The organism is Paenibacillus sp. 1A_MP2, assembly GCF_052244825.1.
Lineage (GTDB): Bacteria > Bacillota > Bacilli > Paenibacillales > Paenibacillaceae > Paenibacillus > Paenibacillus vandeheii.
Genome location: NZ_JBQQCS010000001.1, coordinates 4,729,683 through 4,751,066, shown reverse-complemented (window position 1 = coordinate 4,751,066; position 21,384 = coordinate 4,729,683). Strand labels below are relative to the sequence as shown.

Annotated in this window: 22 protein-coding genes and 3 pseudogenes; all 25 read left to right on the top strand. The window is 45.5% G+C overall.

Annotation, left to right across the window (positions count from 1 at the left end; genetic code table 11):
- The first annotated feature begins 19 nt into the window (after positions 1-19).
- The 25 genes and pseudogenes from ACTWJ7_RS23185 (at position 20) to ACTWJ7_RS23065 (ending at position 21,377) form a co-directional block, all read left to right on the top strand.
- Complete coding sequence (locus tag ACTWJ7_RS23185; RefSeq protein ID WP_301879243.1) at positions 20-565, top strand: flagellar hook capping FlgD N-terminal domain-containing protein; 546 nt, start codon at positions 20-22, stop codon at positions 563-565.
- On the top strand, positions 562-945 hold the full coding sequence (locus ACTWJ7_RS23180; protein ID WP_301879242.1) for a TIGR02530 family flagellar biosynthesis protein: 384 nt from the start codon (positions 562-564) through the stop codon (positions 943-945). Before ACTWJ7_RS23185 ends, ACTWJ7_RS23180 begins: the two co-directional genes overlap by 4 nt.
- Positions 946-1,026: 81 nt before the next feature.
- Positions 1,027-1,844: pseudogene (gene flgG / locus ACTWJ7_RS23175) on the top strand (flagellar basal body rod protein FlgG).
- Between the two features lie 65 nt (positions 1,845-1,909).
- The gene (locus ACTWJ7_RS23170) at positions 1,910-2,131 is read left to right on the top strand and encodes a flagellar FlbD family protein (RefSeq protein ID WP_024630220.1); all 222 of its coding nucleotides are present in this window, start codon (positions 1,910-1,912) and stop codon (positions 2,129-2,131) included.
- Positions 2,131-2,589 (top strand): flagellar basal body-associated FliL family protein, encoded by a 459-nt coding sequence (locus ACTWJ7_RS23165; protein WP_301879240.1) that lies wholly within the window; start codon positions 2,131-2,133, stop codon positions 2,587-2,589. The genes ACTWJ7_RS23170 and ACTWJ7_RS23165 overlap by 1 nt, the downstream gene beginning before the upstream one ends.
- A 39-nt stretch (positions 2,590-2,628) precedes the next feature.
- Positions 2,629-3,627 (top strand): flagellar motor switch protein FliM, encoded by a 999-nt coding sequence (gene fliM / locus ACTWJ7_RS23160; protein WP_024630222.1) that lies wholly within the window; start codon positions 2,629-2,631, stop codon positions 3,625-3,627.
- Positions 3,617-4,879: a flagellar motor switch phosphatase FliY gene (fliY, locus tag ACTWJ7_RS23155; protein WP_079346964.1), complete on the top strand. Its 1,263-nt coding sequence runs from the start codon at positions 3,617-3,619 to the stop codon at positions 4,877-4,879. Before fliM ends, fliY begins: the two co-directional genes overlap by 11 nt.
- A 28-nt stretch (positions 4,880-4,907) precedes the next feature.
- Positions 4,908-5,273, top strand: coding sequence for a response regulator (locus ACTWJ7_RS23150; RefSeq protein WP_017689175.1), 366 nt, complete (start codon positions 4,908-4,910; stop codon positions 5,271-5,273).
- Positions 5,274-5,284: 11 nt separating this feature from the next.
- On the top strand, positions 5,285-5,821 hold the full coding sequence (locus tag ACTWJ7_RS23145) for a flagellar biosynthetic protein FliO (RefSeq protein ID WP_053783803.1): 537 nt from the start codon (positions 5,285-5,287) through the stop codon (positions 5,819-5,821).
- Positions 5,818-6,573, top strand: coding sequence for a flagellar type III secretion system pore protein FliP (fliP, locus tag ACTWJ7_RS23140; protein ID WP_053783804.1), 756 nt, complete (start codon positions 5,818-5,820; stop codon positions 6,571-6,573). The genes ACTWJ7_RS23145 and fliP overlap by 4 nt, the downstream gene beginning before the upstream one ends.
- Before the next feature lie 25 nt (positions 6,574-6,598).
- A complete protein-coding gene (gene fliQ / locus ACTWJ7_RS23135) occupies positions 6,599-6,868 on the top strand; it encodes a flagellar biosynthesis protein FliQ (RefSeq protein WP_024630226.1) in 270 nt (89 codons plus the stop codon).
- Positions 6,869-6,878: 10 nt separating this feature from the next.
- Positions 6,879-7,667, top strand: coding sequence for a flagellar biosynthetic protein FliR (gene fliR, locus ACTWJ7_RS23130; RefSeq protein WP_024630227.1), 789 nt, complete (start codon positions 6,879-6,881; stop codon positions 7,665-7,667).
- Positions 7,668-7,690: 23 nt separating this feature from the next.
- Positions 7,691-8,772: pseudogene (flhB, locus tag ACTWJ7_RS23125) on the top strand (flagellar biosynthesis protein FlhB).
- A gap of 25 nt (positions 8,773-8,797) precedes the next feature.
- Positions 8,798-10,831, top strand: a complete 2,034-nt coding sequence (gene flhA, locus ACTWJ7_RS23120; RefSeq protein ID WP_024630229.1) for a flagellar biosynthesis protein FlhA — start codon at positions 8,798-8,800, stop codon at positions 10,829-10,831.
- Positions 10,828-12,183 carry a flagellar biosynthesis protein FlhF gene (flhF, locus tag ACTWJ7_RS23115; RefSeq protein WP_301879238.1) on the top strand — a complete coding sequence of 452 codons (1,356 nt, stop codon included), beginning with the start codon at positions 10,828-10,830 and terminating at the stop codon, positions 12,181-12,183. The genes flhA and flhF overlap by 4 nt, the downstream gene beginning before the upstream one ends.
- Positions 12,180-13,073: a MinD/ParA family protein gene (locus ACTWJ7_RS23110; protein WP_079346960.1), complete on the top strand. Its 894-nt coding sequence runs from the start codon at positions 12,180-12,182 to the stop codon at positions 13,071-13,073. Before flhF ends, ACTWJ7_RS23110 begins: the two co-directional genes overlap by 4 nt.
- Positions 13,074-13,106: 33 nt before the next feature.
- Positions 13,107-14,549 (top strand): protein-glutamate methylesterase/protein-glutamine glutaminase, encoded by a 1,443-nt coding sequence (locus tag ACTWJ7_RS23105; RefSeq protein WP_301879237.1) that lies wholly within the window; start codon positions 13,107-13,109, stop codon positions 14,547-14,549.
- A gap of 33 nt (positions 14,550-14,582) precedes the next feature.
- On the top strand, positions 14,583-16,658 hold the full coding sequence (locus tag ACTWJ7_RS23100) for a chemotaxis protein CheA (protein WP_079346956.1): 2,076 nt from the start codon (positions 14,583-14,585) through the stop codon (positions 16,656-16,658).
- Between the two features lie 42 nt (positions 16,659-16,700).
- Positions 16,701-17,162: a chemotaxis protein CheW gene (locus ACTWJ7_RS23095; RefSeq protein WP_024630234.1), complete on the top strand. Its 462-nt coding sequence runs from the start codon at positions 16,701-16,703 to the stop codon at positions 17,160-17,162.
- Between the two features lie 37 nt (positions 17,163-17,199).
- A complete protein-coding gene (locus ACTWJ7_RS23090) occupies positions 17,200-17,793 on the top strand; it encodes a chemotaxis protein CheC (RefSeq protein ID WP_094936499.1) in 594 nt (197 codons plus the stop codon).
- On the top strand, positions 17,786-18,283 hold the full coding sequence (locus tag ACTWJ7_RS23085) for a chemotaxis protein CheD (protein WP_024630236.1): 498 nt from the start codon (positions 17,786-17,788) through the stop codon (positions 18,281-18,283). Before ACTWJ7_RS23090 ends, ACTWJ7_RS23085 begins: the two co-directional genes overlap by 8 nt.
- 3 nt (positions 18,284-18,286) lie before the next feature.
- On the top strand, positions 18,287-18,730 hold the full coding sequence (locus ACTWJ7_RS23080; RefSeq protein WP_024630237.1) for a hypothetical protein: 444 nt from the start codon (positions 18,287-18,289) through the stop codon (positions 18,728-18,730).
- Between the two features lie 15 nt (positions 18,731-18,745).
- Positions 18,746-19,534 carry a FliA/WhiG family RNA polymerase sigma factor gene (locus tag ACTWJ7_RS23075; RefSeq protein ID WP_024630238.1) on the top strand — a complete coding sequence of 263 codons (789 nt, stop codon included), beginning with the start codon at positions 18,746-18,748 and terminating at the stop codon, positions 19,532-19,534.
- A gap of 68 nt (positions 19,535-19,602) precedes the next feature.
- Positions 19,603-21,010: pseudogene (locus tag ACTWJ7_RS23070) on the top strand (DUF342 domain-containing protein).
- Between the two features lie 52 nt (positions 21,011-21,062).
- Entirely contained in the window at positions 21,063-21,377 is a 315-nt protein-coding gene (locus tag ACTWJ7_RS23065; protein ID WP_301879235.1) for a hypothetical protein, read from the top strand.
- The last annotated feature ends 7 nt before the right edge of the window (positions 21,378-21,384 follow it).

Sequence of the window (21,384 nt, the reverse complement as noted above, 5' to 3'; positions counted from 1 at the left end):
TCAGAAATGAGGTGAAAAGATGGCTAATGAAGCGATTTCTACCAATAATACCTGGCCTAACTATTCGGCAGCGAATAAAGCTACAACAAGCGCTGCAACAAAGGAGTTAGGTAAGGATCAGTTTCTCAAAATTTTGATTACCCAGCTGCAGAATCAGGATCCGATGCAGCCGATGGAGGATAAGGAGTTTATTGCTCAGATGGCTCAGTTCAGTTCGGTAGAACAACTGGTGAATATCTCATCTCAGCTCAAGACTTTAAATCAGTCTCTTGGGACTGTGTCTGGCATGATTGGCCGCGAGATCAGTTGGCTTTCTTCTAATAAAGAGGATAACGGAACCCTGCGTCAAGGCATTGTGGATTCCATCATCGTACGAGATGGTGTTCAGTACGCAAAAGTAGGCAATGACGAAATCAAGCTGGATGAAATTATTCAGGTAACCAATCCAACACAGGCTGAGGAAAATGAAACTCCGGTTCAGAACGCTGCAGATTCTGCTGACACGACCGAAAGCAAGGAACCAGAAACATCAGTGCAGCCTGAAGACAATGGAAACACGTTATGAGTGAACGGATAACAGTAGGTCAACTGTACACAGGCCCAATTACACCTAGTTTGCTTAATCGCTCCAAAGCGGGAGAAGCGTCCAATGTACCTGAACGCCCTTTTGCACAGGTCTTGGAAGACAATCTTCTTAAATTGAGTAATCATGCTGCCAAAAGGTTGGAACAGCGTGGTATTGAGCTCAAGACTGAGCAGATGCAACAGATTGGCACTGCCCTGGATAAGGCTGCTGCCAAAGGAGCCAAGGAATCCTTGATTCTGATGAATGATATGGCTTTTATCGTTAATGTCAAAAATCGCACTGTCGTTACAGCCATGGATAGTGAAAGTATGAAGGATAATGTATTCACCCAGATTGACAGTGCTGTAATTATTTCTTGACCGGCTGGCCCTTCTCGGGAGCCGGAATGCCGCTGACCGACTGACGCGGTAACCAAATTAAGGCTGGGAGGATTTTTAAAAATGTTGAAATCAATGTACTCAGGCGTTTCCGGGATGCGGGGTTTTCAAACGAAATTGGATGTGATTGGTAATAATATTGCGAACGTAAATACGGTTGGTTTTAAAGGTAGTCGTGTCATGTTCAAAGATATTATGAGCCAAACCACTGCAGGGGTGACTGCACCGACTGATACTCCATCCGGTGGTGTGAATGCGAAGCAAATCGGTTTGGGTGTATCTGTAGGATCTATTGACACATTGCATCTTGCAGGAAGTCCGATGACTACAAACAATCCAACAGATTTGCGTATTAATGGAGATGGCTTTTTCCTGGTACGATTGAGCGAAGATCAGGAAGTTCCCTACCTTACTCGTGCCGGTGATTTCCACGTTGATGCGGCACGCAACTTGGTGACTTCAGACGGTCTGTTTGTAATGGACAGCGGTGGTGGTAACATTACCATTCCTGATGATGTTGTTTCATTTACGATTGGTCAGGACGGAACGATCAACCAAACCATGGCTGATGGAACTATCGAGCCAGGTGCACAGATTGGGATCGGTAAAGTTGTCAATCCGGAAGGACTTGAAAAAATCGGGGCAACCTGTATCGCATGACTGCAAATGCCAATCCAGATGGTGCACTTGAACCTTTGACTGCCAATAGCGCAGAAGATGGAACAGGCTCAATTATTGCAGGCCAATTGGAAATGTCCAACGTGGATCTGACTGGAGAATTTACAGAGATGATCGTCGCTCAGCGTGGATTCCAGGCGAACTCACGAATTATTACAACGTCGGATGAAGTGCTTCAGGAAGTTGTTAACCTGAAACGTTAATAACTGATTAGTAATTTTTAATGCGTGGGGAGCTTGCTCCTCCACTCTGATCGAGGGGGCTTAGCATGATTTCGGTTACGCGGTTAAATGGTTCTCCCATGTGGTTAAATGCGCTGATGGTTGAAATTGTGGAAGAGACACCAGACACGTATATTACTCTGGTAACCGGAAAGAGACTTATTGTGCTTGAAAAGGCCGATGAAGTCATTTCCAAAATTAAAGATTACAACCGTGAAATCGGGGTTCAGGCAGCCACTATCAAAGTGCAGCAAACGGAGGAGTCCTGATGAAAAAGATGTTGCCTTGGCTTGCAACGAGCTTGCTAGCTATAACACTCTTTGTGGTGGTTGTGTTTGTATTTATGCAAGGACAGAACGGGAATAAGGTTGATACACATACGGCAGCTACTGCAGAGAAGAAGATGACTGCGGATGAGATTGTCGAAGTTTCCTCAGAGCTTGGAGAAATTAAAACCAATTTGGCTGATATAGACCATGTTGTCGTTGTAAGTTTTTCTTTCAAATTATCCGACAAAAAGGCCAAAGAAGATTTTGAGAAAATCAAGGAAATTACGGTGAAGCCTATTATCATCCAGACGTTTGCGGATACCAAGTCTGATGAACTGGCTACAGCAAAAGGTCGTATTCAATTTAATAAAAAATTGACCGAGCTTATTAATGAAGCTTTGCCAGAAGGTAAGCTGGCCAGCACTAGTTTTTCTGCTTTTGTGATGGCGCCAATGTAATGAACAGGACACGCTGTAAATCTGTAAGGGGGTGAGAACATGGTGGATGTATTATCACAAAATGAGATTGACGCCCTATTAGCTGCCCTTTCCTCTGGTGAGATGGATGCTGAGGAATTGAAAAAGGAAGAAACTCAAAAGAAAATTAGATCGTACGATTTTAAGCGGGCGGTTCGTTTTTCCAAAGATCATATTCGAAGCTTGACCCGTATTCACGAAAACTTTGCACGCTTTCTCACCACTTATTTTTCAGCCCAACTGCGGACGTTCGTTCAGATCAATGTCGTTCAGGTTGAACAGTTGCCTTATGACGAGTTTATCCGTTCTATTCCGAAGATGACGATATTGAACATATTTGAGGCGGAGCCATTACAGGGACGGATGGTAATGGAGGTTCATCCCAACGTGGGTTATGCAATGCTGGATCGTCTGCTAGGTGGAACAGGAAATGCACCGACAAAGATCGCATCGATGACGGAAATTGAGACGACGATTATGGAGCGGATTTTCAGCCGTGCGTTTGAGAGTTTGCAGGAAGCCTGGAAGACCGTGTTGGATATTTCTCCAAGAATGGAAGCGCTGGAGACCAATCCGCAATTTATGCAGATTGTATCTCCCAATGAGACCATTGCTCTGATCTCGCTGAGCACCAAAATCGGTGACACCACAGGTATGATCAATTTGTGTATCCCGCATGTCGTTCTTGAACCTATTATGTCCCGGTTGTCGACTCATCAGTGGTTTGTTTCGGAGAAAAAGACGAGAGCTCCAGAAGAATATGATGCTCTCAAAGAGCGTGTGAACAAAGCCAAATTGCCCGTCGTTGCGGAATTAGGAGAATCCAGAATTTCGATTGCTGAATTTCTGGGACTGTCTGTTGGCGATGTCATTACGTTGAACAAACCCGTTGATGAGGGACTGTCCATTAAAGTTGGAGACAGGCTGAAGTATATGGGAAGCCCGGGAACGATCAAGGATCGTGTGGCTGTGCAAATAGACAAGATTGTCACCGAAGGAGTTGAAGAATTTGACGAGTAAGGATTATTTATCCCAAGAAGAAATCGATGCTTTGCTCAGACAATCGGAATCGATGAACAGTTCGGAACCGGCTGAGAAAACAGTTGATGATTTTTTGACCGAGCTGGAACAGGATGCCTTGGGAGAGATCGGTAACATTACATTTGGTAGTGCAGCGACAGCTTTGTCCACGCTTTTGGGCCTAAAAGTAGATATTACAACACCTAAGGTGTCCATCATTAGCCGGACACAGTTTGATGAAGCGTTTCCTAAGCCTCACGTTGCCGTCCATGTAAACTATGTAGATGGATTTGAAGGAATCAACTCGCTGGTCATCAAAAAACGGGATGCGCAAGTGATAGCCGATTTGATGCTTGGTGGCGAAGGGAATCCGGTCGATGAAGAACTGAATGAAATCCATATCAGTGCAGTACAGGAAGCAATGAATCAGATGATGGGTTCGTCTGCTACATCCATGTCCACAATCTTTAACCGTTTCGTGAATATTTCTCCTCCGGGAATTGATATTCTCAATATGGAAAGTGGTGAGGGAGTCAGCAATCTTCCAGAAGATGAGACGTTGATTCAAGTATCCTTCCGTCTGTTGATTGGTGATCTGATCGATTCCAATCTCATGCAGCTGCTTCCGGTACACTTTGCGAAAGAAATGGTAGAGATGCTGATTGGAGGAGCCCAAGAGTCTACTGCCAGTGCGCCAGTTGCGTCGACACCTGAGCCAACACCAGCAGCAGCACCTGTTGCCCCTCAGCAACCGCCTGTTCAGCAACAGATGCCGCCACAGGCGCAACAACCGCCTGTTCAAGACTATAATGGATATGGACAGGCTCCGATGGGGGCGCCTCAAGGAATGCCGCCACAGCAGCCTTACAGCATGCCTCCGCAGCAACCATATGGTGTACCGCAGCATTACGGCGGTGTGCCGAACAGGAATGTAAACGTACAACCGGTTCAATTCGCCAATTTGCAAAATGGGGCGTTCGGCCAGGTAGACGAAAACAATTTGAATTTATTGATGGACATTCCCCTTAAAGTCACCGTAGAATTAGGAAGGACCCAGAAGCAAATTAAGGATATTTTAGAACTGTCACAAGGTTCAATTGTCGAGCTGGACAAACTGGCCGGTGAACCTGTCGATATTTTGGTGAATAACAAGCTGATTGCCAAAGGTGAGGTTGTCGTCATCGACGAAAACTTTGGTGTCCGTGTTATAGATATCGTAAGCCAATGGGACCGCATTCAGAAATTACAATAAGCACAATTTAGGGAGGACTTGAATCAAGATGGCAAACCGAATTTTAGTCGTGGACGACGCTGCATTTATGAGAATGATGATCCGGGACATTTTGTCCAAAAACGGATACGAGGTCGTTGGCGAAGCACAGGATGGATCACAAGCAATTGAGAAGTTTAAGGAGCTTCGTCCTGATCTGATCACCATGGATATTACCATGCCTGAGATGGATGGTATTGCAGCATTGAAAGAAATCAAAAAAATTGACGCTAACGCAAAAGTGATTATGTGCTCTGCGATGGGTCAACAAGCGATGGTTATTGATGCAATTCAAGCCGGAGCTAAAGATTTCATCGTGAAGCCGTTCCAATCTGACCGGGTTATCGAAGCAATCAGCAAAACGCTGGGCGTTTAAGAGACATGATGATGGCTCAGGATAAGATTCCAAATGATGTAGGCGCGGGAGTCAATTATTATTTTCAGCTTGTATGGGTGATTGTTGTCCTGGCCGTCATTCTGGTTCTTATAGTCTACCTGATTCGTTTTCTAAACAAACGGAATCAGCGATGGTTCCGGAACGGCACAATTCGTATTTTGGGTGGAGTCGGACTGGGACCAAACAAGTCGCTGCAAATTATAGAAATTGGCGGTAGCGTTTATCTACTCGGTGTGGGTGATGACATACAGCTGGTGGATAAGGTTTCGGATCTTGAAGAGGCACAGCGAATCATTGATTCATTTGAACGGGATGCTTCAGCACAACAGGGAAGCCTCTCGCCACTCATTGCAAAGCTGGCAGCCCGCTTGCGCAAAGATGAACCGCCGCGGGAAATGGAACTTGAGGATACAACCTCTTTTCACGAACTGTTTGAATCTAAACTTCGGCAGATGCCTAACCGTAAAGAGAAGATGGAGAAGGTCCTGGAAGAAGACAATACTACAGATCGGTCGAGGGATTCATGAAGAAAAAGATTTGGTTAGCGTGTTTTTTCATAGGGCTCTTCAGTCTGGCCTCCGTCACTGCTGCCTTTGCCGAACCAATTCCGAATATTGACATTCAAATTGGAAACGGGGATGGGAGCACACCAAGCACGAGTTCACTTTCCATTATCCTGTTGATCACGGTACTTAGTATAGCGCCAGCTTTGCTAGTACTGATGACCAGTTTTACCCGGATTGTTATCGTTCTCGGGTTTGTGCGGACATCCTTGGGTACGCAGCAAATGCCACCCAATCAGGTACTGGTCGGTTTGGCGCTTTTTCTGACACTTTTCATTATGTCACCGACGTTGTCATCCATCAATCAGGTAGCGCTTCAGCCCTATCTCAAGGGAGACATCACACAAACCGAGGCGTTGGAAAAAGCTGCGGATCCCATGAAGAAATTTATGTTCTCCCACACCAGGGAGAAAGACCTATTGCTGTTTATGAAGTACAATCAAACCGAAAAGCCCAGCACATACCAGGATATTCCGATTACTGTGATGGTACCGGCATATGCAATCAGTGAGTTGAAGACAGCATTCCAGATGGGATTCATGATCTTTATTCCATTCTTGGTTATAGACATTGTAGTGGCGAGTACGCTCATGGCTATGGGGATGATGATGCTTCCGCCTGTCATGATCTCATTACCTTTTAAAATACTGCTATTTGTGCTTGTCGATGGCTGGTATCTGGTCGTGAAGTCACTGTTGCTGAGTTTTAACACTTGAGCCGGAATATTAAAGGAGGACGGTCATGACTTCGGAGTTTATTATCGGTCTGGCCGGGAAAGCGGTCTATACTTCACTGCTGGCCAGCGCACCCATGCTTATTCTAGCTCTGGTTGTAGGACTCATTATCAGTGTCTTTCAGGCAACAACTCAAATTCAGGAGCAGACACTGGCCTTTGTGCCTAAAATCATTGCCGTACTTCTGGCAGTACTTTTGTTTGGTCCTTGGATATTGAATATACTGGTCGATTTCACGTATAACATTCTCGATAATTTATACAGATACATAGGGTAGGCTGTTGCAGATGGAGACATTGTTGCAAAGTTTTCCTGTCGCTCTGCTTATGTTTTGTCGAATAGCATCATTTTTTGTAACCGCACCTGTCTTCTCGGCTCGGAATGTGCCGAATTCTATTAAAATTGGTTTATCGGCATTTGTAACCTTAACTGTGTATATGGTATACGGCATAGACCAGGTTGTACCTACGGATCTGAGTTATATCCTGCTGGTCATCCGAGAGATATTGATTGGCTTGCTGCTAGGCTTTGTTGCTTATCTGTTAATGACAGCTATACAGACAGCAGGAACTTTTATTGATCTTCAGATCGGTTTTGGTATGGCTAACGTATTTGATCCAATGACTGGTGCTTCTGCACCGCTTACAGGTAACTTCAAATATGCCTTTGCTATATTACTCTTTCTGACAATGAACGGACATCATTATCTGCTCGATGCCATTGTATACAGCTATCGCTGGATTCCGTTGTCGAACGCATTCTTTATACGATTGGCAGATGGAAGTATTGCTGAATTTTTGGTGCGTACATTAGGTGAATCATTTATGTTGGCTTTTCAGATGTCTGCACCGATTGTTGTTGCCCTGTTTTTGACGGATGTAGGATTGGGATTCTTGGCAAAGACGGCTCCTCAATTTAATGTATTTGCCGTCGGAATGCCGCTTAAGGTACTCGTTGGGCTTGCTATTTTGCTTTTGCTGGTTCCCAGTTTTGCCTTTGTGTTTAGTCAATTGTTCGAAGTAATGTTCAGATCCATGGAAAAATTGCTTGGGACCATTGGACAAAGGCCGGGCTGAGTGAAACGGAGGACAAGATTCAAATGAAATATCAACTCGACCTCCAGATGTTCGCAGGGAAAAAACAGAGAAGGCTACCCCGAAAAAGAGGCAGGATACGCGAAAAAAAGGACAGGTTGTCAAAAGTATGGAGCTGTCCGGCGCATCCATTCTCCTATCCACCTTTTTGATCATGATGATGTTCAGTAACTTTTACAAAGAACGTATGGTTCGACTGTTTACAGACATCTTCATTAATCGGCTGAGTATGGAGGTCACTGGGGAGAACGTCGTAGCCTTATTGATGCGTTATGGCATCGAGGTGATGTTATTGCTTGCTCCTGTTTTGCTCGGTGCAGTACTGGTTGCGTTAATCGTCAATTACATGCAGGTAGGTTTCCTGCTTGTAGGAGAGGGCTTAAAGCCAAAACTGGAAAAGTTGGATCCGATTAAAGGGTTCAAAAACATTTTTTCTCTTCGTTCTTTGGTGGAGTTTGCTAAATCCATAATGAAAATGTCGATAATCGGCTTCCTGGTTTACAGTACCATCACAGGTTATCAGTCAGATATTGCTTCGCTTTCACATTTTTCATTAGATGCGATTCTGCATTTTGCGGCTTCAATCACCTTAAACTTGGGGATCAAGATTGCAGTAGCCCTGTTAGTACTTGCCGTACTCGACTATATGTACCAGAAGTATGATTACGAGAAAAACATTAGGATGTCCAAACAAGACATCAAAGACGAATACAAAAAAATGGAAGGTGACCCACTGATCAAGGGGAAAATCAGGGAGCGTCAGCGTCGTATGGCTGTTCAGCGCATGATGCAGGAAGTTCCCAAAGCGGATGTGATTATCACTAACCCAACTCACTTTGCCGTAGCGCTTAAGTATGAAGGGTCTGAGATGGAAGCACCGCAGATTATAGCCAAAGGTCAGGATTACGTCGCCTTGCGCATTAAGGAAATTGCCAAAGAGCACGGTGTCATTACAATGGAAAACAAGCCGCTGGCACGGGCATTGTTCCAGAGAGCCGAGATTGGTGACGCTATACCGGCTGATTTGTTTCAAGCGGTAGCCGAAGTGCTGGCTTATGTATATAAATTAAAGGGCAGAACGAAATAACAGGGGATCGGAGGCCGTACATCCATTGAAAACAAAAGATATAGCTGTCCTTGCGGGTATCATCGGCATCGTGTTGATGATGATTCTCCCGATCCCAACCTGGTTGTTGGACTTGCTGCTTGTCATCAATATCTCACTTGCACTGATGATACTGCTTGTTGCGATGAACAGCAAAGAAGCACTGCAATTTTCCATCTTTCCTGCGTTGTTGCTGATCACGACGTTGTTTCGATTAGCACTCAACATATCGACAACGAAACTGATTCTGGGACAAGGAAACGCGGGATCTGTTGTAGCCACCTTTGGTAGCTGGATAGCCGGTGGACAGATTGCAATCGGATTTGTTGTGTTCCTAATTCTCGTCGTTGTTCAATTTATCGTTATAACGAAGGGTTCCGAGCGTGTAGCTGAAGTAGCAGCACGGTTCACCCTCGATGCGATGCCTGGTAAGCAGATGAGTATTGACGCAGATTTGAATGCTGGACTAATTAATGAGCAGCAGGCGCGTGAACGACGTTCCAAAATTGAACGTGAAGCGGACTTTTACGGAGCCATGGATGGTGCGAGTAAGTTTGTAAAAGGGGACGCTATTGCGAGCATCATTATTCTCCTAATCAATCTGATTGGCGGCTTTATCATCGGAATGACAGTACATGGTCTTGCTTTTGCTGATGCGCTGTCCACCTATTCCGTATTAACTATCGGGGATGGATTGGTAAGTCAGATTCCTGCACTTCTAATTTCTACAGCAGCAGGTCTAATTGTGACAAGAGCATCATCGGAAGGTAACCTGGCCGATGACATTACGGGGCAATTGTTTACATACCCGACGCTCCTTTATATTGTAGCCTTTGTAATAGCAATGCTCGGATTTTTCACTCCGATCCATATTATCACAACGCTGCCTCTCGCAGGTTTGCTAGCTTATTCGGGTTGGCGAATGCAGAACAACCTGAATCAGAAGCAAGTCGCGGAGGAGCAAATGGAAGAGGAGCAACAGATAGAAGAAGTGAGAAGTCCAGAGAGTGTAATTAACTTACTTCAGGTTGACCCTATCGAGTTTGAATTTGGGTATGGTTTGATTCCTCTGGCTGATAATCAGCAGGGTGGAGACCTGTTGGATCGGATCATTATGATACGAAGACAGTGTGCTCTTGAACTCGGGTTAGTTGTTCCGGTAATCCGCATTCGGGATAACATCCAATTGAGACCGAATGAATATGTCATCAAAATTAAGGGTAATGTGGTTGGCGGCGGGGAACTGTTGTTAAATCATTATCTGGCGATGAGCCCGGGTTACGAAGAAGAGTCTGTAACAGGTATAGAAACGACAGAGCCAGCTTTTGGACTTCCAGCGTTATGGATTGATGAAGTAACCAAAGACAGAGCTGAACTTGCAGGATATACGGTTGTAGATCCTCCTTCCGTTGTAGCAACACATCTGACTGAATTGATTAAGAAACATGCGCATGAGTTACTTGGCAGACAAGAAACGAAAGCACTTGTGGATAATCTCAGAGAGAATTATGCTGCGCTGGTGGATGAACTCATTCCATCTGTCCTCTCTATCGGAGATATACAGAAAGTACTCGCCAAGCTGCTGCGTGAGAAAGTTTCCATTCGTGATATGGTTACAATCTTCGAGACACTGGCTGACTACGGAACGTATACCAAAGATCCGGATGTACTGACGGAATACGTGAGACAATCTCTCTCTCGTCAGATTACTCAGCAATTCTCTCAAAAAGGAGAGACGCTTAGAGTAATCACTGTTGGACCTGGTCTGGAGAAGAAAATTGCTGAGAGTGTACAGCAATCCGATCAAGGCAGTTACCTTGCATTGGATCCGGCCTCAACGCAGAGTGTTTATCAAAAGTTGACTGAACAAGTCAATCGATTAATCCAGTCTGGTCAGCAGCCTGTTGTATTAACTTCTCCAACCATTCGTATGTATCTGCGCCAGGTGATCGAACGCACCATGCAGGATATACCAGTGCTTTCCTATAGTGAGTTGGAGCCGAATGTTGAAATCCAAAGTGTCGGGGTGGTGAACTTATGAGAGTAAAACAATACGTCGTGGAGACCATGCCCGAAGCTATGCTTCAAATTCGCAAAGACCTGGGAAGTGATGCCGTCATTCTGTCCACCAAAGAAATCAAGGTGGGCGGTATGCTGGGGATGTTCCGCAAAAAAAGGATCGAAGTTGTAGCAGCAGTGGATAAGGAAGAAAAAAAACAAGCAACAAAGCAAGTGCAAAACCAATTCACACCCGTGCCTCGCGCATTTGTACCTGAAGCATATCGACAAACGGCTCATTCGTTTGTCGCCGCTTCTGATGAATCGGCTGTAAATACAGCCGACAAACATGTGCAAGAGAGATTGACGGATGCCCCTGCTGTGTCTGAATCGAGTAAAATCGGTTCGGACATGAGCAACGGCAGATCTTCTTTGAGTTTCGAGCATAAACCGCGACCGCAAGGGGCGGATTTTTCGGGTTTAACATCTGCCAGTGGGCAGCAGAAGCAGGAGATCAATCCGCAGCAAGACCAGCTGATGTCTGAATTGCAGGAGCTCAAACTGATGATGACCAAGTTGTCTAAGCAAGGAGCTTCGGCAGACCCGGTACCGGAGGAGCTTCATGCTCTTCGAGAAAGGTTGATGGAGCAAGACATTTGGCCAGAAGTATGGGAATCATGGTTTGACGTTGTTCAGTCGGTACTTGCTGAAAAAGGATTAACTGAAGTAGAAGCCGTTCAAGCCGTTCAATTGGAAATATCACAGTTTTTGGAGAAACGTATCGATGCAGGCATTTTGCCGACCACACGTATTGTATATGTAGCTGGGCCAACAGGGGTTGGTAAAACAACTACGATTGCCAAGCTGGCTGCTGAACAGATGTTCAACAAACAGCGAAAGGTAGGGTTTATCACCTCAGATACGTATCGGATCTCAGCGGTAGAGCAACTAAGAACGTACGCATCCATTTTAAATGTCCCGCTTGAGGTCGTACAATCTCCAGGTGATACACAGCGTGCGATCTCCCGTCTTGAAGAATGTGATCTGATCTTCATGGATACAGCCGGAAGAAACTACAGAAATGAGTTGCTTGTTTCAGAATTGCAAAGCTTACTCGCGCCTGTGGAAAATAGTGAAACCTTTTTGGTTATGAGCATGACCTCCAAAAGTGCCGATATGGTTCAAATTACAGAGCATTTCAGCAAATATGGGCTGGATAAGGTCATCTTTACGAAGATGGATGAGACCGGAAGCTGCGGCCCGATGTTTAATCTGCTGCACCGTTTTCCACTCAAACTTGCTTATGTGGCTAACGGCCAAAATGTGCCTGATGATTTGCTCAAGCCTGATGCGGATTCTCTGACCAAACAATTGTTAGGAGAGCTTGTACGATGAAGGACCAGGCAGCCTCACTCAGAAGTATGGTCTCCATGCCTAGCGGAGTGGAAGAAAGGGGACGTAATTCACGTTCCTCCAAGATCATAACCGTTGCCAGTGGAAAGGGAGGGGTTGGTAAATCCAATTTTACACTTAACTTTGCACTGAGTTTACAGGCATTGGGGCAAAAGGTATTAGTATTTGATGCAGACATAGGGATGGCTAATATCGATGTCTTAATGGGAACCTCTTCTCCCTATAATCTGTACCACTTGTTATACCGACAGAAATCCATACAGGAAATCATACAGCTTGGTGCAAGCGGGTTGCCTTATATCGCCGGAGGTTCGGGGATGCAAGAATTGTTCTCATTGTCAGATCGAGATCTGGAGTTTTTTGCTGGGCAAGTTGAAGAGATTGCTCAGGAGATGGACTATGTCATTTTTGATACAGGAGCAGGACTTTCCAAAGAAAATATGAAATTTATCGGTGCAGCCGATGAATGCCTGATCGTCACCACACCTGAACCAACTTCAATAACCGATGCTTATGCTTTAGTCAAAGTTATGCATGGCCAGGAAAATGCTACACCCTTTCGGATGATCGTAAACCGGGTTGAAGACCAGCAAGAGGCGGAACGGGTGGCGGAGAAAATAGCTGGAGTGGCAAAGAGATTTTTACAGATCGATATCCCGCTGCTTGGATACATTTCCGAAGATGCCCAAGTGGTAAAGGCAGTTAAAAGGCAAGTGCCATACAGTTTGGCATATCCGAATGCCAAAGCTTCCAGGGATATTGAGAAACTGGCACAACACTACTTGGCTGCACCTGCTGCTCCGGGATCGGGAACCGAAACCTTGACAGGAATCAGAGGTTTTATGAAAAAGTGGCTAAAGCGGACAACATGATCTCTGAATAAAGGAAACAGGGGTGGAAACAACATGGCGGTGTATCAAGTATTGGTTGTCGATGATTCCGCTTTTATGCGTAAAATTGTTTCGGATTTAATAGAAGCAGATTCGGAGTTTAAGGTTACGGCAACAGCATCAAATGGTAAGGAAGCCATTCAAAAAGCAATAGACTTGAAGCCGGATATCATCACAATGGACGTTGAGATGCCCGAAATGAATGGCTTGGATGCATTAAAATCGATCATGAAGCAATCTTTCGTTCCGGTAATTATGCTCTCGGGAATTAATGAACAAGGCATGAAGGAGACCATCATGGCGCTCGAGGCCGGTGCATTTGACTTTATTCGTAAGCCATCCATTGTGCATGATCAGGATATTGCCCAAGTAGGTAAAGCACTGATTGAGCGGATGCGAGCAGCTATGAATGAAATCAAGCGAAAAGCCGATCGAGAAGCGTCCATGAAGAAGAATCGGGATGAAGCGCAAAGCAAACTGCTGCATCAGTCCCAGCGAGTTCAGGTTGACTCACCTTTACAAGACCGCAAAGGTCTTTTGAAGAAAACGATAGAACCTGCCCAGTCAGGAACACGACTTGGTAGTGATAAATCTGAATCCTTGCGAGCAAAACCGAAGCAGCCAACTGCTCCACTGACGAATCAGAATGCGGGACGTTTGGACAAGAAGCCGGAGCGTTTACGAGATGCAAATGGAGCCTCGGATACGAGCACTGACAAGTTAGCAAAGGCGAACAAATCAACGCAGCTTCCCAAGGGAAACCATTTGTCCAATACGTCTCGATTGGCTGAACAGGAGACAGCAGCCGCTTCAGCCGAACCATCCAAGGATATTGCCAAGGTAATCCCGTCCCATAAGGGAGCAGGGGGAGCAGACGGTTCATTCAACAAGCTTGTGGCTATTGGTTGTTCAACTGGGGGACCGAGAGCCCTCAAGACTTTGCTGGAGCAGCTGCCAGGTGATTTACCGGCTCCAGTCATTATTGTTCAGCATATGCCCCCTAATTTTACCCGGTCCCTTGCCCAGCGTTTGAATACATTCAGTGAACTGCATGTGGTTGAAGCTGAGGAAGGAATGGTTCTACGAAAAGGGACAGCCTACATTGCTCCAGGTGGCTTTCATGTCAAAGTCAACAAAACGGCAGACGGAAGATTTACCATAAAGCTGACAGAGGAAGAACCAGTCAATGGTCACAGGCCCTCAGTAGATACGATGTTTGAGTCGCTGCTGTCGTACACGTCATTGCAACGACATCTGGTTTTGCTGACAGGGATGGGCAGTGACGGCGCTCGTATGATGAAAAAATTGTATGAAGCCGGTGTCACATCAACCTTTGCGGAGAATGAAGAAACTTGTGTTGTGTATGGTATGCCGCGTTCTGCTGTAGAGCTGCAATGCGTGCGTCATCTACTGCCATTGCAGGAGATTGCGCCTAAACTTGTTCAAGCTGTGAAATAAACGGAGTGTAACTCATGGAGGAGGTGCCTCACAATGGACATGAATCAATATTTATCTATGTTTATTGATGAGTCTAATGATCATCTGCAGTCCCTTAACGAAAATATGCTTCAACTCGAAGGCAGTCCGGAGGATCTGGGAATTGTTCAGGTCATATTCCGCTCCGCTCATACGTTGAAGGGTATGGCTGCTACAATGGGTTTTGAGGATCTGGCGTCATTGACGCACAAAATGGAAAATGTGCTGGATCTGGTACGTAATGAAAAGTTGAAAATGCAGGATTTCATTTTTGATACCCTGTTCAAGAGTTTGGATGCTTTGGAAACAATGGTTCAGGATATTACCGAAGGTGGAGAGGGTAAAGCGGATGTCTCTTCCATCGTAGCCTCTCTCCAAGCCATTGAGAGTGGTGAATGGACCGGAGGTACTGCTCCAGCAGCCGCAGTAAACCAATCATCAAGTACAGTAACACCAAGTGCGGTTGAACTGGACGAATTCCAGTACTCCGTATTGGATCAGTCCATAGCTGAAGGTCACCGTGTGCTCTATATTGAAGTTCTTGTCAGCGAGCAGAGCCAGCTGAAGGGCGTACGTGCATATATGGTCTTCGATCTGTTAGAACGCTCGGGTGAAATTGTTAAATCGTTCCCAACAGTACAGGATATCGAACAAGAGAAGTTTGAGCGCAGTTTTTCGTTGTATTACATAACAACCAAAGAGGCGCAGGAACTTGAAAAAGGCATTATGAGCATCTCTGAAATTGAGAGTGCCAAAGTCATTCAGCTGGATCAAGAGACTCTTCAGCAAATGACCAATCAGGCAGCGGCAACAGCTGAAAAGGAAGCTGCACCTGTTCCTGCTCCAGTAGATGCATCCCCGGAATCGGTTTCTTCATCGAAAGAAGAACCAAAGAAGCCGGCAGCGACCAAAACAGCTGCACCTAAACAAGCTGCTGCACCCTCACGTACCATCCGTGTGGATATAGAACGTCTGGATGTACTGATGAACTTGTTCAGCGAGTTACTGATCGATCGTTCCCGTTTGGAGCAGTTGGCCAGCGAGACGGGTAATAATGATTTGTCTGACACGGTAGCTCATCTGAGCAGAGTCAGTACAGATTTGCAAAATATTGTACTGAAATTGCGGATGGTTCCTGTGGATACGGTATTCAACCGTTTCCCTCGTATGATTCGTGACCTGGCTAAAACTCTGGACAAAAAGATTGATCTGGTCATTACGGGTGCCGAAACGGAGCTTGATCGGACGGTAATCGATGAGATCGGCGATCCGCTGGTGCATTTGCTGCGTAACGCTGTAGACCATGGTGTTGAATCGATCGCAGAGCGTGTGGCAGCGGGTAAACCGGAATTGGGGACAGTTAACCTTCGCGCCTTCCATAGCGGAAATCATGTATTTATCGAAATCGAAGATGACGGTAAAGGCATTTATCGCGATAATCTGTTGAGAACAGCTGTCAAACGTGGCGTTGTTACCGAAGAACAAGGTGCCAAGATGAGTGATGATGAAGTCAATCAGCTGTTGTTTGCACCAGGCTTTAGTACCGCAGATAAAATCTCGGATATCTCCGGCCGTGGAGTAGGCTTGGATGTTGTAAAATCCAAAATCACTTCCCTTGGTGGTAATGTAACCATTCATTCGACACCGGGTAAAGGTACCAACTTCTCCGTTCAATTACCTTTAACCTTGTCTATCATCGCTGCGATGCTTGTCCGACTTGGTTCCGAGAAATATGCCGTTCCGTTGTCCTCCATTGTGGAGACAGCTATTGTGCAGCGTGAACAGGTTCGCAACATTCATGGCAATAAAATGATCACGTTCCGTGAGTCTTTAATTCCGTACCTGTCCTTGAGCGAAGTTTTCGGGGTGCCTGATTTCAATGATGCGGACGAACAAGAAACTGAAATCGTCGTTATTCGCAAAGGTGAACGTCTTGCAGCTATAGCTGTTGAAGAATTTATTGGACAGAGTGAGATTGTTCTTAAATCGATGGGGACTTATCTTCCTGCCATTGAAGGGATCTCTGGTGCAACAATTCTGGGAGACGGACAAGTAGCTCTGATTCTTGACCCTAATGCGTTTATTAAGTAAGCACACAAGATAAATCTTACATTTAATAGGGAGGTTTTATCCATGGAAGAAGAGTTGAAAGTCATTGTCTTTAAATTAGGTTCCGAAGAGTATGGTATTGAGGTAGACAAGGTTCAGACGATTGAGCGTATGATGCCTATTACCCGTGTTCCCAAGACCTTCTCTTTTGTAAAAGGGGTTATTAACTTACGTGGGGTTGTTATTCCCGTCATTGACCTGCGTGGTCGATTCTCTTTGCCGGAAACAGAATATACCGATCAAACACGTATTGTTATTGTAGGCGTGGACGACATGCAAGTTGGCTTTATCGTTGACTCTGCCAATGATGTTATTGACATCAAGCGTGATGCTATTGATAGTCCGCCTGAAGTAGTTGGTGGAGTTAAAGCAAGATACCTGCGCGGTGTAGCCAAGCTGGAGGATACGCGCTTGTTGATCATGCTTAATCTCAACGAAGTATTAAATAAAAGCGAGATTGTACAGCTGGAAAGTATTGAGGGCTAACACCGTGGAACTGTTCAACCGATTTGAGGGATTCCAAATGGATGTGCTCAAAGAGGTCGGTAACATTGGAGCAGGCAACGCCGCAACGGCGTTGTCTCAGCTTCTCAATAGACCGATTGACATGGGTGTACCTACAGTACAGATGCTTCCTTTTGAAGAAGTTGCTGAGAAAGTGGGCGGAGATGAACGTATTGTTGTTACCGTATTTCTTCGTGTTGAAGGCGAAGCACCAGGCAATCTCTTCTTTATGATGGCACCTGAGGCTGCCAAAATGCTGCTGAACCGGCTTGCCGGTTTTGATCTGAAGGAAGGTCTTGCATTCACGGAAATGGAACAATCTGCTCTGTCCGAAATCGGGAATATTCTGGCGGGTTCGTATCTTTCTTCTTTGGCAGATTTCACAAAACTAGCTATGTATCCGACCGTACCTGGACTTGCTATTGATATGGCTGGAGCCATTTTAAGTTATGGTTTGCTGCAGTTTGGTGAAATGGGCGACGATGCATTATTGATTGACACTTCTTTCTTTGAAGGCGAAGATCAGGTAGAGGGTCAATTTTTCCTGATTCCGGATCCGCCTTCATTTGCTAAGATATTTGAATCTTTAGGGGTGCCACTGGATCATGATTGAAGACAAAAGCGTCGTTAAAGTCGGTATGGCGGATTTGAACATTGCTCATCTTCCCGGCGTAATCCGTACGACTGGCTTGGGCTCTTGTGTGGGATTAACGATGTATGATCCGCATTTGAAGCTTGCCGGAATGGCGCATGTCATGCTCCCCACTTCAGAGATTGCTCGTGAAGGAACGTTGAACAAAGCCAAATATGCAGATACGGCATTGCCGGAATTGTTACAAAGAATGATACAACTCGGTGCCTCTCGTTCACGTATTGTGTCCAAAATGGCTGGAGGGTCTCAGATGTTTGCCTTCTCGGGGGCAGGGGATACGATGCGTATCGGACCGAGGAATGCGGATTCTTGTCGCGAATGGTTAGAGAAGCTTGGAATTCCACTTCTCGCCGAAGATACCGGTGGGAATTATGGACGAACGATTGAAATGGATTGTGAAACTGGACTTTTGACTATTCGAAGTGTCCAAATGGGTGTAAAGGAACTATAAGACATGATAGGAAACTACCGCATTAATCTTGGAGCAGGCATAGTCGGATTTATTCTGACTTTTTTTGTAGCATACAGCAGCAATGTGTTGATGACCAGTTTAATTCGCGGGTTGATCGGCTTTGTAGCCTGGTTTGTCCTTGCTTATGGTTTGCGCTGGGGACTGGGATTGCTGCTGAACCCTCAGGTAGAGGGGGATGAATATGGTTATGATTCACCGGGCGCTCAAGAACTAAGAGGTTCACAGGTGGACATTAAACTCGAAGACGATGGACAAGAGCTGAACGACTTGCTCAAACATGGACAGAACGCTTCCTCTGGGGAGAACCTTCCACCATCTGAGACGAAAGCTCCAACGGGATTTGCTCCTTTGGATCCGCCTAAACTTGTCCGGACCAAGGAGCCGGAGGAGTTGGCGCAGGCCGTTCGTCACCTGACAGACAAATAAGGAGGGTGAAAGCAATTGAACGAGCGTAAAGCTTCGCATTTGAACCACGCTGACCTGTGGGAAAAGTGGAAAGAACAAGGCGATCTTGAAGCCAAGAAAAGTTTGATCGAAAAGTATCTTCATATTGTAAACTATGTATCCGGGCGTTTGGCTGTCGGTCTGCCCAAAAATGTCCCGAAAGATGATCTGGAGAGCAATGGTGTCATGGGATTGATTGATGCACTGGAGAAATTCGACTATGAGCGTGGTCTGCAATTTGAAACGTACGCCTCCTGGCGGGTACGTGGTGCAATCCTTGACGGTTTACGACAGGGAGATTGGGTGCCTCGTTCCGTTCGGGAGAAAGCAAAGCGGATTGAAGATGCTTACCAGCAGTTAGAGCAGACATATTTGCGTTCCGTCAGTGATGAAGAAATGAGTCAGTATCTCGACGTGTCGACGAAAGACTTTCAACATATGCTTCAGGAAGTGGCAGTAATGTCGCTTTGCTCTCTAGAAGACCCGATTCGGGAAGAAGAGTCTGAGACTCGACTATCCTTAATGGTCGACGAAAAAGCTAAAAATCCGGATTATAAAGTCAATGAGTTCTATTTAAAAGAAGCTTTGGTGCAAGGGCTTGATAAATTGACGGTCAAAGAGAGAACGGTTGTTTCACTTTTATATTATGAAGATCTGTCTCTTAGTGAAATTGCTGAGGTCATGTCTCTTTCTCCGTCACGAATCTCTCAACTGCACTCAAAGGCCATCTTAAGGCTACGGGGAACACTGGATAAACAGAAAGACTTGCTTATGCGTAAAGATTAATAGTTGAATAGAAAGTGTGAATTTTAGGATTTTTGGGGAGTGGAAAGCCTAAAAGGGGAAAAAATGCATTGACACAGCAGACTGTTTTGGAACAGTGTTTGAGCATTGTTTTATCAGATGATAAAAGTACGGCCTACCTTGAATTTTCCAAACAGGAAGAAGGTTTTGCCTGTACACCGGAGGAACTCGAACAATATGTAGCAAGTCAGGGCATTAAGTACGGTGTGCTGCGCGAAGCATTGCTTGTTTTTGTGAGTCGTCCTGAGATGTATGTGAAGGATCAATGCAAGATTGCGGAAGGGATTAAACCAGTACAGGGAACGGATGGATTCATCAAAGTACTGGTGGGCATGGACGATTCCAATGAACGGCGCCCTCTGGAAGCGGAAGACGGGAAAGTCGATTACAAAGAAGTGACTCGTTTAAACAATGTTCGAACAGGTCAAATCATTGCCGAACGTATTCCTCCTGTGGATGGCACGGTAGGTAAGGCTGTGACAGGTGAAGAGATCCCTTTCGTCCCGGGAAAGAAGCCCGTTTCAAAGTTGGGAAAAACGTTGTCGTTAATCCGGAAGGAACTGCGATGTATGCTGCTCTGGATGGATTGGTTACCAAAACAGATGGCAACAAATTGAATGTGTTTCCTGTATACGAGATCAATGGCGATGTGGATTATAACATTGGTAACATCGATTTTGTGGGTACAGTTGTTATCCGAGGTAATGTGCTCACCGGTTTTAAAGTAAAAGCGGCGGGGATATTCGTGTTGTCGGAGGTGTCGAGGGAGCGGAACTGGAAGCGGGAGGCTCTGTCGAAATTACCGGCGGTATTATTGGTTATAACAAAGGACTTGTACAAGCTGGACATAACGTGAAATGTACCTTTATTCAAGAAGGCAACGTCGATGCGGCGGAAAATGTTCTGGTATCCCAAAGTATTATGCACTCCACGATTCGTGCGGGAAATGCGGTAATCTGTGAAGGCACAAAAGGACTTATCGTTGGCGGGTCGATCCAGGCCGGTGAAAAAGTATCGGCACGTGTTGTTGGCAACAGCATGTCTACTGTGACATCCATTGAAGTTGGTGTATTACCTAAGCTGCGTAATGAGCTGAATGACTTGCGTAAGGAAGTCAGGGAACAGATGGATGCCTTGGATAAAACGAAAAAAGCTTTGACATTATTGGATCAGTTAGCTGCTGCTGGGCAATTAAGCCCGGATAAAATGTCAATGCGAATCAAACTGAGTGCTACACAAAAATCTGCCCTTCGTCTTAGCGAGGAAACGAAAATACGTATCTTTGAAATTGAAAAGGTGCTTGAAGATACAAGCAGGGCTCGCGTCGATATCCATAAGATGATTTATGGTGGCTCTAGAATAGTTATCGGCAGATACACCAAATTTATTAAAGATCCGATAAGTCGAATATCTTTTTATTATCATGATGGGGATATAACGATGGTTCCATTCGTTTAAGTACAGCATTCAAACACATGAAGAAATCCATTCGATACCGTGAGGTGAACGTATGAGTTTCAAAGCGGTTGAGTTGCAGATTGCCGTACCTAGAACAAGTGAGGCCGGGCGTTATCAGAGTGAAGCTCAGCAGAGACCGGTGACGGACCAGAACTTGCTGGCAGAACAAACGGCCAAAGAAGCAAATGAAGCAAGGCAACGAAGCGAGGCGCTGGATGAAACAGCACACACCAATGTACGCGATGGTCAGTCCAGAAACCAAGAGCAGCAGAGCGGCTCCAACGAAACGGAAGCGACTTCAACACTGGAAACTGTCAAACCTGCCGAGCATCCATACAAAGGAAAACATATTGACCTGTCGTTGTAATGGATGA

Coding starts and splice junctions, on each gene's coding strand:
- ACTWJ7_RS23080 (WP_024630237.1), top strand. CDS start 18,287: ATGATAGGAAACTACCGCATTAATCTTGGAGCAGGCATAGTCGGATTT.
- fliR (WP_024630227.1), top strand. CDS start 6,879: ATGGAGACATTGTTGCAAAGTTTTCCTGTCGCTCTGCTTATGTTTTGT.
- fliP (WP_053783804.1), top strand. CDS start 5,818: ATGAAGAAAAAGATTTGGTTAGCGTGTTTTTTCATAGGGCTCTTCAGT.
- ACTWJ7_RS23145 (WP_053783803.1), top strand. CDS start 5,285: ATGGCTCAGGATAAGATTCCAAATGATGTAGGCGCGGGAGTCAATTAT.
- ACTWJ7_RS23110 (WP_079346960.1), top strand. CDS start 12,180: ATGAAGGACCAGGCAGCCTCACTCAGAAGTATGGTCTCCATGCCTAGC.
- ACTWJ7_RS23185 (WP_301879243.1), top strand. CDS start 20: ATGGCTAATGAAGCGATTTCTACCAATAATACCTGGCCTAACTATTCG.
- fliQ (WP_024630226.1), top strand. CDS start 6,599: ATGACTTCGGAGTTTATTATCGGTCTGGCCGGGAAAGCGGTCTATACT.
- fliM (WP_024630222.1), top strand. CDS start 2,629: ATGGTGGATGTATTATCACAAAATGAGATTGACGCCCTATTAGCTGCC.
- flhF (WP_301879238.1), top strand. CDS start 10,828: ATGAGAGTAAAACAATACGTCGTGGAGACCATGCCCGAAGCTATGCTT.
- ACTWJ7_RS23100 (WP_079346956.1), top strand. CDS start 14,583: ATGGACATGAATCAATATTTATCTATGTTTATTGATGAGTCTAATGAT.
- ACTWJ7_RS23150 (WP_017689175.1), top strand. CDS start 4,908: ATGGCAAACCGAATTTTAGTCGTGGACGACGCTGCATTTATGAGAATG.
- ACTWJ7_RS23095 (WP_024630234.1), top strand. CDS start 16,701: ATGGAAGAAGAGTTGAAAGTCATTGTCTTTAAATTAGGTTCCGAAGAG.
- ACTWJ7_RS23090 (WP_094936499.1), top strand. CDS start 17,200: ATGGATGTGCTCAAAGAGGTCGGTAACATTGGAGCAGGCAACGCCGCA.
- ACTWJ7_RS23170 (WP_024630220.1), top strand. CDS start 1,910: ATGATTTCGGTTACGCGGTTAAATGGTTCTCCCATGTGGTTAAATGCG.
- ACTWJ7_RS23105 (WP_301879237.1), top strand. CDS start 13,107: ATGGCGGTGTATCAAGTATTGGTTGTCGATGATTCCGCTTTTATGCGT.
- ACTWJ7_RS23180 (WP_301879242.1), top strand. CDS start 562: ATGAGTGAACGGATAACAGTAGGTCAACTGTACACAGGCCCAATTACA.
- ACTWJ7_RS23085 (WP_024630236.1), top strand. CDS start 17,786: ATGATTGAAGACAAAAGCGTCGTTAAAGTCGGTATGGCGGATTTGAAC.
- ACTWJ7_RS23165 (WP_301879240.1), top strand. CDS start 2,131: ATGAAAAAGATGTTGCCTTGGCTTGCAACGAGCTTGCTAGCTATAACA.
- ACTWJ7_RS23065 (WP_301879235.1), top strand. CDS start 21,063: ATGAGTTTCAAAGCGGTTGAGTTGCAGATTGCCGTACCTAGAACAAGT.